This window comes from Stenotrophomonas sp. GW821-FHT09E08 (assembly GCF_059416125.1).
Genome location: NZ_JBWKOO010000005.1, coordinates 1 through 13515 on the forward strand (window position 1 = coordinate 1; position 13515 = coordinate 13515).

Annotated in this window: 13 protein-coding genes and 1 pseudogene; 11 read left to right on the forward strand and 3 right to left on the reverse strand. The window is 61.9% G+C overall.

Going from position 1 to position 13515, the window contains the following annotated elements; translation table 11 throughout:
* Positions 1-154: 154 nt before the first annotated feature.
* Positions 155-820, reverse strand: coding sequence for a TraX family protein (locus AC07M7_RS08450; protein ID WP_046982558.1), 666 nt, complete (start codon positions 818-820; stop codon positions 155-157).
* A 114-nt stretch (positions 821-934) separates the two neighbouring features.
* Here AC07M7_RS08450 and pip point away from each other — a divergent pair, with 114 nt between their 5' ends.
* The 8 genes from pip to AC07M7_RS08490 all read left to right on the forward strand — a co-directional run bounded on the left by pip (position 935) and on the right by AC07M7_RS08490 (position 9055).
* Positions 935-1882, forward strand: coding sequence for a prolyl aminopeptidase (gene pip, locus AC07M7_RS08455; protein ID WP_495207135.1), 948 nt, complete (start codon positions 935-937; stop codon positions 1880-1882).
* A 271-nt stretch (positions 1883-2153) separates the two neighbouring features.
* Positions 2154-2453 carry an EF-hand domain-containing protein gene (locus AC07M7_RS08460; protein ID WP_495207136.1) on the forward strand — a complete coding sequence of 100 codons (300 nt, stop codon included), beginning with the start codon at positions 2154-2156 and terminating at the stop codon, positions 2451-2453.
* A 293-nt stretch (positions 2454-2746) separates the two neighbouring features.
* Positions 2747-3046: a hypothetical protein gene (locus AC07M7_RS08465; protein WP_099481573.1), complete on the forward strand. Its 300-nt coding sequence runs from the start codon at positions 2747-2749 to the stop codon at positions 3044-3046.
* A 62-nt stretch (positions 3047-3108) separates the two neighbouring features.
* Positions 3109-5868 carry a magnesium-translocating P-type ATPase gene (gene mgtA / locus AC07M7_RS08470; protein WP_495207137.1) on the forward strand — a complete coding sequence of 920 codons (2760 nt, stop codon included), beginning with the start codon at positions 3109-3111 and terminating at the stop codon, positions 5866-5868.
* A gap of 31 nt (positions 5869-5899) precedes the next feature.
* Positions 5900-6637, forward strand: coding sequence for an MgtC/SapB family protein (locus tag AC07M7_RS08475; RefSeq protein ID WP_012511185.1), 738 nt, complete (start codon positions 5900-5902; stop codon positions 6635-6637).
* Positions 6638-6823: 186 nt separating this feature from the next.
* Positions 6824-7879: a sensor histidine kinase gene (locus AC07M7_RS08480; RefSeq protein WP_046982554.1), complete on the forward strand. Its 1056-nt coding sequence runs from the start codon at positions 6824-6826 to the stop codon at positions 7877-7879.
* Complete coding sequence (locus AC07M7_RS08485) at positions 7872-8513, forward strand: response regulator transcription factor (RefSeq protein ID WP_046982553.1); 642 nt, start codon at positions 7872-7874, stop codon at positions 8511-8513. The genes AC07M7_RS08480 and AC07M7_RS08485 overlap by 8 nt, the downstream gene beginning before the upstream one ends.
* Complete coding sequence (locus AC07M7_RS08490) at positions 8510-9055, forward strand: DUF1697 domain-containing protein (protein WP_495207138.1); 546 nt, start codon at positions 8510-8512, stop codon at positions 9053-9055. The genes AC07M7_RS08485 and AC07M7_RS08490 overlap by 4 nt, the downstream gene beginning before the upstream one ends.
* Here AC07M7_RS08490 and AC07M7_RS08495 read toward each other — a convergent pair.
* Both AC07M7_RS08495 and AC07M7_RS08500 read right to left on the reverse strand, forming a co-directional pair.
* Positions 9032-9616, reverse strand: a complete 585-nt coding sequence (locus AC07M7_RS08495) for a transposase (protein WP_495207139.1) — start codon at positions 9614-9616, stop codon at positions 9032-9034. The genes AC07M7_RS08490 and AC07M7_RS08495 overlap by 24 nt on opposite strands.
* Entirely contained in the window at positions 9594-9845 is a 252-nt protein-coding gene (locus tag AC07M7_RS08500) for a DUF1153 domain-containing protein (protein WP_495207140.1), read from the reverse strand. The genes AC07M7_RS08495 and AC07M7_RS08500 overlap by 23 nt, the downstream gene beginning before the upstream one ends.
* Positions 9846-10319: 474 nt before the next feature.
* Between AC07M7_RS08500 and AC07M7_RS08505 the strand changes: the two are divergent.
* From AC07M7_RS08505 to AC07M7_RS08515, 3 genes and pseudogenes are all read left to right on the forward strand, one after another.
* Positions 10320-10658 (forward strand): annotated as a pseudogene (locus tag AC07M7_RS08505) (transposase); the annotation flags it as partial.
* Positions 10659-10911: 253 nt separating this feature from the next.
* Complete coding sequence (locus AC07M7_RS08510) at positions 10912-11316, forward strand: DUF6932 family protein (protein WP_495207263.1); 405 nt, start codon at positions 10912-10914, stop codon at positions 11314-11316.
* A 5-nt stretch (positions 11317-11321) separates the two neighbouring features.
* Positions 11322-13304 carry a lanthionine synthetase LanC family protein gene (locus tag AC07M7_RS08515; protein ID WP_495207141.1) on the forward strand — a complete coding sequence of 661 codons (1983 nt, stop codon included), beginning with the start codon at positions 11322-11324 and terminating at the stop codon, positions 13302-13304.
* Positions 13305-13515: the final 211 nt, after the last annotated feature.

Sequence of the window (13515 nt, forward strand, 5' to 3'; positions counted from 1 at the left end):
ATGCTGGTGATCCTCAACGCCCGCAAAAGGGATGCGGAGGCCCAGATGGCCTCCGCCTGACAAGACAGTTGCTACAGAATGCCAGGCAATCCGCCAGAAGCATCCACGTATGGCGTGGATCTACCGACACAAGGCACGACCACCCATGCATTGATCAAGAAAGCACGCGCGCCACCACCGCCAGTACCAGCAGATGCCCCACGTAGTACCCATAGAACATCCAGCGCCAGCGTGGCAGTTGCCACTGCACCCGTGCGGCCAGCAGCACCACGGGAACTGCCAGCACGGCCCAGCCGTTCCGGTTGGCCCAGCACACCGCCGCCAAGGCAATCAGCAGCGTCCACCACGCGCGATGGCGGAACGCGATCCAGGCCAGCAGGACACTGCCGACTCCGGCCCACTGGTAGTCCACCAGCATCGGCAGTACACCCGCCGCCAACAACAGCAACAGGGGCCGGTTGTTGGCCAGCGCGTGCACCGCCACGGCAGCCAGGGCGAACGTGAGTAGGATGTTGAGCGGCAGCCAGGAGCCAAAGACCAAGGCATGCAGCGGTTGGGCGATGACGCCCCACAGGGCTAGGCGACGCATCGACTTGCGAAGGTCGGCGCCCGGTTGGGCCAGGTTGCAGGCCATCACCAGTGCGAACAGCGGAAAGGCGATGCGCCCCAGTTCAGTGACCACCGGCACGTAGCCACCGAACACCACCTTGGCCACGTGGTCGCCGGTCATGGCCAGCAATGCGATCCACTTCAGCAGCTCGCGGGCGCCACTGCCGAGGCTGATGCTGAACGTGGACGTCCTTGTCGTGGTCGCGTGCATCCCAGAAGCTTATGCGCATCGGCAAGCCCATTTCCAGCGTCCCGCAAGCAACACCCCCTGCCTCGGTCGGCGCGAGGCGCTATGCTGGCCGCTCCTGCTTGTGAGACACCCGCCATGCGCACTCTGTACCCAACCATCGAGCCGTACCGCGAGTTCACTCTGCCGGTAAGCGATCTGCACACGCTGCACATCGAAGAGTGCGGCACGCCGGAGGGCATTCCGGTGGTGTACCTGCATGGCGGACCGGGTGCGGGTATTTCGCCCACCCATCGCCGTTTCTTCGACCCGGCGCGCTACCGCATCGTGCTGATCGACCAGCGCGGCAGCGGTCGCTCCACGCCGTTCGGCGAGCTGCGCGACAACACCACGCAGGAACTGGTGGCCGACATCGAGAAGGTGCGCGAGCACCTCGGCATCGAGCGTTGGCTGGTCTATGGCGGTTCCTGGGGCTCGACCCTGTCGCTGGCCTACGCGCAGGCACATCCCGAGCGTGCCACCGGCCTGATCCTGCGTGGCGTATTCCTTGGCCGCGAGATGGAGAACCGCTGGTTCGCGGAAACCAACGGTGGTGCGCGCTGGATCTTCCCGGAGCGCTGGGATCGCTACGAGGCCTACATTCCAGAAGGCGAGCGTGGCGACATGATTGCGGCCTACTGGACGCGCATGGACAGCGCCGATGAGGCCACCCGCATCGCAGCCGCGCAGGCCTGGCTGGGTTGGGAGGACAACGCCGCTACCCTGCAGCACGACGTGGATGCTGTTTCTACGGACGACCCGCTGGACACGCTGGCCAAGGCCCGCATCGAAGCGCACTACTTCCGCAATGGCATCTTCCTGAAACCCGACCAGCTTCTGCGCGACATCGATCGCATCCGCCATCTGCCCGGCGTGATCGTGCAGGGCCGCTACGACATTATCTGCCCGCCGCGCAGCGCCTGGGACCTGGCCAAGGCCTGGCCGGAGGCAAAGCTGGAGATGGTGACCTCGGGACATAGCGCGAACGAGCCGGCGACGGTCGATGCGCTGGTGCGCGCCACGGATGCGTTCGCCGACCGGTACTGATGCCTACCCGTTAGAGTCGATTGTTAGTCGGCACTCGCGCGCAGCGTGGGATCTCGGTTTCCTGCCAAGTGCAGTCGACTAACAGTCGACTCTACCCAGCCGTCTCCGCGCAGCCGCCTCTGCGCCGTCGATCACGGCAGCCCGGTGAATGGCGGCCCACCGCCACCGGCCAGGCAGGCGGATTCTTCGCAGCTCGCTTACAGGCAGGCGCCGATGATCCGGCCGTGGCCACGGACAACCCTGGCCTACCTCCCTACTTCTGGAGCCTGCCATGACCGGTGTTCGCTATCTCCCCGTCGCTCTCGTACTTTGCGCGGGCCTGCTTCTCGGTGCGTGTTCCAAGACCCAGGAAGCCAGCAAGGCCACCGCGGCCGAGGACGTAACCGAAGTGAAGCTCATCCCTGCCTATGAATCGCTGGACAAGGACAAGGACGGCATCGTCACCCTGGCCGAAGTGGATGCGGTGGCGCCAGACTGGGCCGAACGATTGCACGCCTGCGATACCGATCGCAACAAGACGTTGAGCCGCGGCGAGTACGACGTGTGCAAGCAGACCAGCACCGCGCATTGATCCCTTGATGCGCCATCGATTGGCGCGATGCTTGCCCGGCTATACCAAGGTATAGCCGGGCTAACCCACGAGCCTCTAGGACTACCCCATTCAGGGGCGGACAATAGCGCCACTGGCCAGGACAACCCTGGCTGGCTCCCTCCCTTCATGGAGACGCAGATGGACCCCGACCCTGCCGGGCGCCCCGCGCCCCGTATGCCTGCCTGTTGCCTGTTCCTGGCGCCTGTCCGCCGGTCCCTGCCTGCCTGAGTGACGGGGGATCGTCAGGCGCCGCTTGCCTGGAGATCGCCCCCATGTCCTACAAGATCCTCTACATCACCCTGCGCCGCCTGATAGGCGAGCGCGATGTTGCCGCCCTGCGCAGCCAGCTGCTGCAGCACGGCCCGGTCACGTTTGCCCGTTCGCTGTCGCTCGGTTCGCCGCGCGTGGTCGCCGACGCACTGTCGCTGCTGCCGATCAGCGAGCGCATCAACGTGCTGCGCCATCTGCCCTACCCCCTTCGCGATGCGATGAAGCCGCTGTGCATCGGTGGCAGCCAGCGCCTGCATATGCAGCCGTGGTCACCGGCGGTACTGGCGATGCGCCACGCCTGATCCGTTGCATCCATTCCGTTCGTATTCCGGCCGCGGCCGGCTCTGACATTCAAGGAGTTCCCATGAGCCTGCTCAACGCCTGGTTCAATGCCTTCCTGCGCAGCCGTCGCGCAGGCAACCTGTTCGGCCGTCGCGCCATGCCCGAAGCCGGCTTCGGCCCGGGCAGCGCCGAAGCCGCACCTTTCTCGCTCACCACCGGCCTGGTCACCCTGTCGCAGCTGGACGAGCCGCGCCTGCTTGCCGCGCTCGACTCGCACGTCGATGGCCTCAGCCCACACGAGGCCGAGGAGCGGCTGGCCACGCTCGGACCCAACGAGGTCGATCACGAAAAGCCGCTCCCGTGGTGGCGCCATCTGTGGCAGTGCTACCGCAATCCGTTCAACCTGCTGCTGACCGTGCTGGCGGCGGTGTCCTGGCTGGCCGAGGACATCAAGGCCACCGTGGTGATCGGTGCGATGGTGCTGCTGTCCACGCTGATCCGCTTCGTGCAGGAAGGCCGCTCCAACCGTGCCGCCGAGCGGTTGAAGGCGCTGGTCGGCAACACCGCACGCGTGCTGCGCCGCAATCCAGGCACCGAGGCGGCGGACGTTGCCGACCAGTACTTCGGTGCGCACCTGCACAGCCGTCGCCCGGCACGGTTGCTGGACCTGCCGATCCGTGAGCTGGTGCCCGGTGATCACATCGTGCTGTCGGCTGGTGATATGATTCCGGCCGACTGCCGCGTGTTGACCGCCAAGGATCTGTTCGTGGCGCAGGCAGCGATGACCGGCGAGTCGCTGCCGGTGGAGAAGTTCGCGCACCCGGGCGATGGCCTGGCCGGCCTGCTGGAGCAGCACAACCTGCTGTTCATGGGCACCAATGTGGTCTCCGGTACCGCCACCGCCGTGGTGCTGGCCACCGGCAACCGTACCTACTTCGGCACCCTGGCCCAGCGCAGCACCGCCACCGACCGCGCACCGACTGCGTTCCAGGCCGGCGTCAACAGTGTCAGCTGGCTGCTGATCCGCTTCGCGCTGGTGATGGTGCCATTCGTGCTGCTGATCAACGGCTGGACCAAGGGCGATTGGACCGAGGCGTTCCTGTTCGCGCTGTCGGTGGCGGTGGGCCTGACCCCGGAAATGCTGCCAATGATTGTCACCTCCACCCTGGCCAAGGGTGCGGTGCTGCTGTCGCGGCGCAAGGTGATCGTCAAGCGCCTGGATGCGATCCAGAACTTCGGCGCGATGGAAGTGCTGTGCACCGACAAGACCGGCACCCTCACCCAGGACAAGATCGCGCTGGAACGGCACACCGACGTGTTCGGTCACGATTCGGAGGATGTGCTGAAGTTCGCCTACCTCAACAGCCATTTCCAGACCGGCCTGATCAACCTGCTCGACCGCGCGGTGCTGGAGCATGTTGAGCTGCAGAGTTCGCTGCGGCTGTCACAGGACTACCACAAGGTGGATGAGATTCCGTTCGACTTCGTGCGCCGCCGCATGTCGGTGGTGGTGTCCGAACGAGAGGACCACCACGAGCTGATCTGCAAGGGTGCGGTGGAAGAGATGCTGGCGGTATGCAGCACGGTGCGCGAGAACGGCGAGGACAAGGCGTTGGATGAGCAGCGCCTGGCACGCGTGCGGCAGACCACCGAGGAACTGAACGAACAGGGCCTGCGTGTGGTGGCAGTGGCGATGAAGGAAACTGCTGCCAGCCAGACCGTGTATTCGCAGGCCGACGAATGCGGACTGACCCTGGTCGGCTACGTGGCCTTCCTCGATCCGCCCAAGGAGTCGGCCGCGCAGGCATTGCAGGCGCTGGCCGCGCATGGCGTGGAGGTGAAGGTATTCACCGGTGACAACGAACTGGTGACCGCCCGCGTCTGCGCGCAGGTCGGGCTGGAGGCAGACACCATTCTGACCGGTCCGCAGATCGAGCGCATGGATGACGGCGCGCTGTCGCGGGCGTTGCACCACCACCGCGTGTTCGCTCGCCTGACCCCGCTGCACAAGGAGCGCCTGGTGCGCGAGCTGCGTGCGCAGGGCAAGGTGGTCGGTTTCCTCGGCGATGGCATCAACGATGCACCGGCGCTGCGTGCGGCGGACATCGGCATCAGCGTGGACAGTGCGGTGGACATCGCCAAGGAGGCGGCCGACATCATCCTGCTGGAAAAGAACCTGATGGTGCTGGAGGAAGGTGTGATCCAGGGCCGGCGCACCTTCAACAACATGCTGAAGTACATCCGCATGACTGCCAGCTCCAACTTCGGCAACGTGTTCTCGGTGCTGGTGGCCTCGGCCTTCCTGCCGTTCCTGCCGATGCTGCCACTGCAGCTGCTGGTACAGAACCTGCTGTACGACATCTCGCAGATCGCCATTCCGTTCGACAACGTGGACGAGGAGCTGGTGCGCAAGCCGCTGAAGTGGAACCCGGCAGACATTGGCCGCTTCATGGTGTTCTTCGGGCCGATCAGCTCGATCTTCGACCTGAGCTGCTTTGCCCTGATGTGGTACGTGTTCGATGCGCGCACACCGGCCGACCAGGGCCTGTTCCAGTCCGGCTGGTTCGTGGTCGGCCTGCTGACCCAGACGCTGATCGTGCACATGATCCGTACACCGAAGGTGCCGTTCTTGCAGAGCATCGCCGCGCCGCCGCTGCTGGTGATGACCGGCCTGATCATGGCCATCGGCGTGGCCCTGCCGATGAGCCCATTGGCCGGCTACTTCAAGCTGCAGGCCCTGCCGACCGGCTACTGGCCGTTTCTGGTGGCGATCCTGTTCGGCTATGCGGTACTGACCACGGCACTGAAGAAGTTCTACATCCGTCGCTACGGTTGGCAGTAAGCGCCCGCCGCCTTGTCCAGGGAGAACCACAATGGACATCAATCCGAACCTGCCGGCGTTCAACGCCGGCGCGACCCTGAGCTCGTTGATCAGCCTCTCGGTGGCCTTCGTGCTTGGCACCGTCATCGGCCTGGAGCGACAGCTGCGCCAACGCACCGCCGGTCTGCGCACCAATACACTGGTGGCGGTGGGTGCGGCGGTGTTCGTGGACCTGGCCGTGCGCTTCCACGACCTGTACGGCGGCCCGCCCTCACCGCTGCATGTGGTGGCCTATGTGATCTCCGGTGTCGGCTTCCTCGGCGCCGGCGCGATCATGAAGGACGGCGCGCAGGTGTCCGGCCTGAACACCGCGGCCACCCTCTGGGGCTCGGCGGCGGTTGGCGCCTGTGCGGGTATCAAGCTGCTGCCCGAAGCGGTACTGGCGGCCGTGTTCGTGCTGGCCGCCAACACCCTGCTGCGGCCGGTGGTGAACCGCATCCAGCGGCAGCCGTTGCCGGAGGCGTTCAGCGAGGCGACCTATGCGATCAACGTGGTCTGCCAACGTGAGCAGCAGGCCGAGGTGCTGGACCAGCTGTTGCTGCTGCTGGAACAGGCGCACTACCCGGTACGCGCCGTGGACCAGCGCCCGTTCGGCGAGCGCGACGTGGAGATAGAAGCGGTGCTGTACGCCACCACGGTCGATGCCGGCGAACTGGATGCGGTACTGGCCACGCTGGCGACCACCCCCGGCGTGTTGCAGGGGTTCTGGAACGCCAGCCTGGAGGAGTAGCCGCTCGCTAGTGCCGGCCGCTGGCCGGCAACACCGTCTACCACTTTGGTAGGTGCCGACCTTGGTCGGCACAATCCTGGAGATGCCGGCCAGCGGCCGGCACTACCGGGCATCGCTTTGGTGGGTGCCCGCATCCACCCAAGGCGGCTTTGCTATCCTTCCCCCCCACGCCAGGGAGACGTCCCGATGCCATCGCTGTCGCCCCGCCGCCCGCTGGTGCTGCTGGCCCTGATCGTCGTGATGGCGGCGATCTTTCTGGTCGATACCGTCACCGACTACGCCGTGGCTGCGGCCTGCTTCTATGCAGCGGTCATCCTCGCCGCATCACGAGTGCTGAGTGCGCGCGGGCTGATCAGCCTGGCCATCGCCTGCATCGCACTCACCGCCCTGAGCTTCTTCCTCACCCGCTTCGGCACCTATCGCATCGGCCTCGTCAATTCGGTGATCGGCATGCTGGTGATCGGCATCACCACCTACCTCGCGTTGAAGATGGAAGCGGCCAAGGCCGCAGTGCAGGAAGCGCAGGGCCGGTTGCTGCGGGTGGCGCGCGCGTCGACCGTGGGCGAGCTGACCACCTCCATCGCACATGAAGTCAACCAGCCGCTGGCGGCCATTGCCAGCAGCGCCGAGGCCTGCCAGCGCTGGCTGGCACAGGACCCACCGAACGTCGACAAGGCCCGGCAGACCGTGTCCCGCATCCTGGACGATGCACATCGCGCCGGTGACGTGATCGCCCGCATTCGCGGCCTGACCCAGGGTGCGGCACCGGAACGACGCGCCTTCGACCTGAACCAGGCGGTGGAGGAAATGCTGGCGCTGTCGCGCAGCGAGCTGGACCAGCACGGCGTGGCCGTGGCCCTGCTGCTCGATGCCGACCTGCCGCTGGTACAGGCCGATCGCGTGCAGGTGCAGCAGGTGATCGGCAACCTGATCCTCAATGCGGTGGACGCAATGGAGGCCGTGCCCGCCGCTGATCGACGCCTGTCCCTGTTGACCCAACGCGACGGACAGCGGATCAGCCTCAGCGTGCGCGACCGCGGTGTCGGCCTGCCAATCGACCATCCTGAGCGCGTGTTCGATGCCTTCTGGACCACCAAATCACACGGGCTGGGGCTCGGTCTCAGCCTGAGCCGTTCGATGATCGAGGCCAACGAAGGCAGGATCCGAGCCGAGCGCCCCAGCGGCGGGGGTGCCTGCTTTGTGTTTGACCTGCCCATCGCCACGGAACTTCCTCATGCGTAAGCCCGCTGCACCCGCCGCCGATCCAGCGCCCATCGTCTATGTGATCGACGACGATCCGTCGGTGCGCGCCGCGCTGGAAGACCTGCTCGCCTCGATGGGCCTGCAGGTACGGGCCTTCGCCTCCACCCAGGCATTCCTCGAGCACGAACTGGAAGATGCACCGGCCTGCCTGGTGCTGGATGTGCGCATGCCCGGCCAGAGTGGGCTGGAGTTCCATCGCACGATGGGCAGCCACGGCCTGCAGCTGCCGGTGGTGTTCATCACCGGCCACGGCGACATCGCGATGGGTGTCAACGCGATCAAGGACGGTGCCATCGAGTTCCTGACCAAGCCGTTCCGTGACCAGGAGCTGCTGGATGCAATCCACAAGGGAATCGACATCGACCGCCAGCGCCGCCGTGACGGCGAGGCACTGGACGCCCTGCAGCAGCGCTGGAACACCCTCAACCCCGGCGAACGCGAGGTGGTCGACGGCGTGGTGCGCGGCCGCCTCAACAAGCAGATCGCCGGCGACCTCGGGGTGAGCGAGATCACCGTGAAGGTGCGCCGCGCACAGGTGATGCGCAAGATGGGCGCGCGTACGCTGGTCGACCTGGTGCGCATGTACGACCGCTTGCAGGCGGGCACCCCATGAGCGTGCATGTCGCGCTGCTACGCGCAGTCAACGTCGGCGGCACCGGCAAGCTGCCGATGGTTGAACTGGTGGCGATGTGCGAGGACGCAGGCTTCACCGACGTCCGCACCTATATCGCCAGCGGCAACGTGGTGTTCCGCAGCGGACTTGACGAAGCCGGCGTGCGGAAAGCCCTTGGCCAACGGCTGCAGGCCTATGCCGGAAAACCGGTTGGTGTGCTGGTGCGCTCGGCAGCCGAGATCGCGGCGGTTGCCGCCGGCAATCCGTTCCCGCACGCCGCCGGCAATCGTGTGGTCGCGCTGTTCGTGGATGAGGCACTGCCCACGGATCCCTTGACCGGGGTGACCGGCCTGCGCGATGAGCAGCTGGTGCTGGGTACACGCGAGATCTTCGTCCACTATGGCGACGGCATGGCCGACTCACGCCTGCGGATTCCCTATGCCCAGCAAGGCACCGCCCGCAACCTCAACACGGTCGGCAGACTTGCGGCAATGGCCGCCGCGCTTGGCCAGGCCACCTCAGGCGGTAGAGGGAGACGGTAGAGTCGACTCTACCGTGTGCTTCGCCCTGCATCCTGCACTTCCGTGTGATGGGTTGAATCCCGCTACTTCTTCGTCGCCAGCGCGATCACCCCGGCCACCACCAGGCCGATGCCGCTCCACTCGCGCAGGCTCAGCGATCACTCGCATGGCGTGGACCTCGCTCTCGAACCGGTGTCGATGCACGCATTGTTCCTTCAGCGTCCGGATGACCCGTTCCACCATCCCGTTCTGTTGCGGGCAGTGCGGCGTGATGAATTCCTGCTTCAGGCCGTAGCTGCGCAACAGGCGCGTGTAATCATGACTGGTGAAGTCCAAGCCATTATCCGAGCGCAACAAAAATGCCTCAGGCACGCGCCCCAGCGTGCCAAAGCGGGTGAGCAGCGCCTGCTCCAGCGCGGCTGATGCAGTGCTAGCCTTCCCGGTGCGGGACAGGTGCCAGCCGAGCAGCTGTCGCGTGCTGCAGTCGATCACCAGTGCCAGGCTGAGCCAGCCATCCTTGCCACCCCACACACGGCACAGATCCGTGGCCCAGCGCTGGTCAGGATGTTCGGCACAAGACACCTTCGCCTCGATCCTCGGCAGATGCCCAAGTGCGCGCTTGCGCACCTGCCAGGGCGTTCTCCATGCCGCGCTTACCGTCTTCGACCCAGCTCTCGATCTCGGCTGGAGTCAGGTCGAACTGGCGACTGGCCGCCGCTACCGTCGTCTTGCCCTGGATGATCTGAAGAACCAGCACCGACTTGCGCCGGGCCGTCCAACGCTTGATCTCTTCTTCCATCACTTCGCTCATCGGTGTCTCCTTCGGGGAAAGTAACACCTGAGCAGGATTTCAGTGGGTCATTACACCCACAGCGACGGGTACTCGCCACGCTGCTTCTGCACCATCCTCGCCGCGCGCGCGACTCAGGCGAGAACTTGTTCGACTTGCTCATGGCCCAATCCTCTCAGAGTGTTGAGCCTCCGCGAAAGCCGGGCGGTTCAGTCATGACACCGGCCCACTGACGTTCTGGTCCCCTCTGCGCTGCCAACCGGTGTTCGTAGAACGGGCTCTACTTGCCCAGATGCGCCATCACGTATTGATTGATCAAACGTCAGGCTACCGACACCACGCAGTTATTTTGGTGATCGTGAATATTCACTGAACTTTAGTTGATGGGGGCGTAGGGGTACCTGCACCCAACAACGTTCTAAAAGGAAGCACCGCATTAAATTCTTTGTAATGTAGTGCCGTACCGAAGAAGTTCTGGGGCAATGATGACCCGTGATGAGAGCCTGCCATGAACTGACATTGGGTGATGCCGATGGTCTCGGCAAGCGCAAACGAAACCGCCGCGAGATCTATCTGGCGGGGATGGAGCAGGTAGTAGTGTGGAAGCCGCTGCTGGCGATGGTTGAGCCGCATTAACCGACGTTGGGCGTGCGCGGGCGTCAGGCTTGCCCGCTGGAGACGATGCTTCGCATCCATCTACCGCAGCGGTATGCCTTGAGCGAGCCTGGCATGGAAGGGGCACTGCACGAAATCGCTTCGATGCGTCTGTTCACGCGATTGAGTAGGCCGAATGTGATTCCGCATGAAACGACCGTTCTCAATTTACGCCAACTGCCAACTGCTAGAAACGCATGGGGATAATCACACCCGCAGGATGGTCAAAGCCATGCAAATAACTCTCAAACAAGGGACTCTTTCGAATAATGGGCGAAACTGCGGTTGAAACTACTTCATTGGCCATCCTTGACCTTATTGATTAGACCATTCCGAGGACGAAAAAATGCAACTGAGACATGCATGGATGCTGGGCCTCCCGCAATTCACCCGACCTATAGATAGAAGCGGCCCGGAGAGTTCATCCCCTTACATGGCAACATGGGCTGATCTAACTTCCTTAGAATTGGACGACACTAGAAAAGAACTAATCGAATCCTTGGGGTCGGCGCTAATCAAGTTGGACAGAATTGGCGTTCACGCAGATAGCGTATTGATCGGCGGCAGCTTTTGTCACATACAGAAAGCACCCGCGGATCTGGATTGTATAGTTTTCTATCAATCAGAATTCCTTCGGCCCGCGGCGATCGCAGAGTGGGCCAAGAATCAATCAATACATGGCTTGGATTTGCGCATGATACCGATTGATATCGATAGTTCGGACGTTCTGAAGATTGGGATGTACTTTGCCCTGCTCTACACTCAACGCAAGCAAGGCGATGATACGGAACCAAGTGGATTGATATTGCTTCGCTGCGATCGATCGGACTGGAATTAAGGCCAATGGCTGATCTTAATCGCGCTATTTCCTTAGATTTTCCTGGAGCCGGAGAGCTTCCTGATGTCTGCATGAGGCGCTTGTACAGGCTTGACTCAGACGCGCAGAGGCTTCGAAAGCTGATAAAAAATGACATCGGTCTGAGGAGCCTGGTCGGCTCTGAGGAGCTCTGGCAAATCATGTCCCCTCGGCTATCGCATCCTGCCGATCACGCGAGCGATGCCTTTCGAAGAAGCGTGGCATCAAGAAGGGTGTGTAAGCAATCTGACGCCTTCAATCTCTATAAAAGAGCATCAACAGGGTACACTTCGGCTATATCCTCACACAACAACTTCGTCCAATGGCTCAGCGATATTGCCTCGCAAGCCGTTAATGAGCACGTGCAGCTGCGCAAGCATGAGGTCGGTATAGTCGGTCCAGACGACAGGTTGATCTCTTTTTCCGAGCCCAATCTCATCGAGCATCGCCTTGATCAGCTCAGGGCAGGGCTCAGTGCTAAGAGTTTCGGAGTCCTCGGTGGCGCAATATTTGCGCAGGCAGTATTTCTAAATATCCATCCCTTCAGGGATGGCAATGGAAGGGTGGCGCGAGCTCTGTTCAACTGCCGCCTTAACGCAGCGCATGTTGATGATGAGCTATTCCTTCCTCTATCGATAATCAACGCAATGGCAAAAGGTTCTTATGAAATAAGGCTAAGGGATGCCGAAAGAAATGGAAATTGGGTCTCGCTGATCGACTATTTTTCAGAAATGCTTGAGATCATTGCAGCGTCTTCCAGCCCCATAATTCGCCCTGGCAATGCTGAAGTTCAAGCTCCGGCAAGCACCATCTGCAAAAGTTCCAAACCATCGAAAGATGATCTGCTTTCGAGACTGTGCTCCTCTAGTGAGTTGGAGTTTTCGGGGGCGATGTCCCACTCACTTGGGCATGGATTGCCTCTCTCGTTGCTATGCGTATCGGACGAGCATATCGACTCAAGGTTACCCTCAAGACTTAACTCATCCAGTGCATATTTTAATGCGACACTCGAGCTGCTCGATTCCTGCTCCTTGAATTCGTCCCTATATAGAGGCGTAACCGGCTTCGCCCTGGCTACTCAGCTTGCTCCCCAAGGAGCACTGCCGCAACATGCCACAGAATTAATGAGTGATCTTGACGAAGTTCTTCATGAACAATATTCAGTCGTGAGGAATCCGGATCTCGATCTTGTAAATGGCCTCGCCGGTGTGCTCGCGTACGCGTCCTGTCGTGCGACATATGGCGGCTCGGACTATCTGAAATGGGCTCTTCGCAAAAAAGTCTTTGAGCACCTGTCGTCCTGGTGCCAGAGCCCGAACGTCCCGGCATCGAAGAAAGCACTGGATCTTGGTATTGCGCATGGTGTACCAGGGTTGCTTTTGGTTGCAGTCGGGGCATACGCGGCCGACCTTTCTCATGCGGAGAAGAACGTTGTAAAGGCAGCAGCGGAGCGGATATGGAGTCACTCCATTGAACTCGACTCAGGCGCCGTAGGATTCCCTTCCTTCATCGGTGGAACGCAGCCATCTAGACTCGCTTGGTGCTATGGCGGATTAGGTCTCAGCTTACTCTTCGAGCAATTATGTCGTTTGGAAGAACCATGGACTGAGAGGATCTATTTTCTCGCAAATGGCATTGTCTCGCAATTTAATTCCGGACAGCATGGAATAAAGGACGCTTCGCTCTGTCACGGGTTTGCTGGAGCCGCCCTTATAACGAATATCCTATCGAGATCAGCCCACCTTCCCACAAAAATTTCCAGGCATTTGCTAAGTCTCTCGCGTGATCTAGATGTGAGGGCGGTTTCATTGGAAATGTCGGGTCCCGCATTCTCAAGTGAATACAACGGAATCTCAGTCGTAAGGCGTTCATTGCTTGAGGGCGCTGCTGGTATTGCGCTTGCGAATCGTGCTGTTCGGGGGAGGGGCGCAGTTCGGCCTTGGATGGCTGTACTCGGAATTTTGGGTTAACCAATGAATGGAGGTGAGCATAGAATAGATAAATGCATTGGAACTGAAGTAGCCCCTACTATCAAGCACAAGGAATAGCAAGATGCTCAAGCTAAAAAATCGTACAGTCACGATCCTGACAAATGATGAAGTATCGCTGGTGAGCGGTGGCATTGGGACCACGAGCCGCCGCTGTGATAATCCAAGTGACTGGTGCGCGAGTGGCGATTGC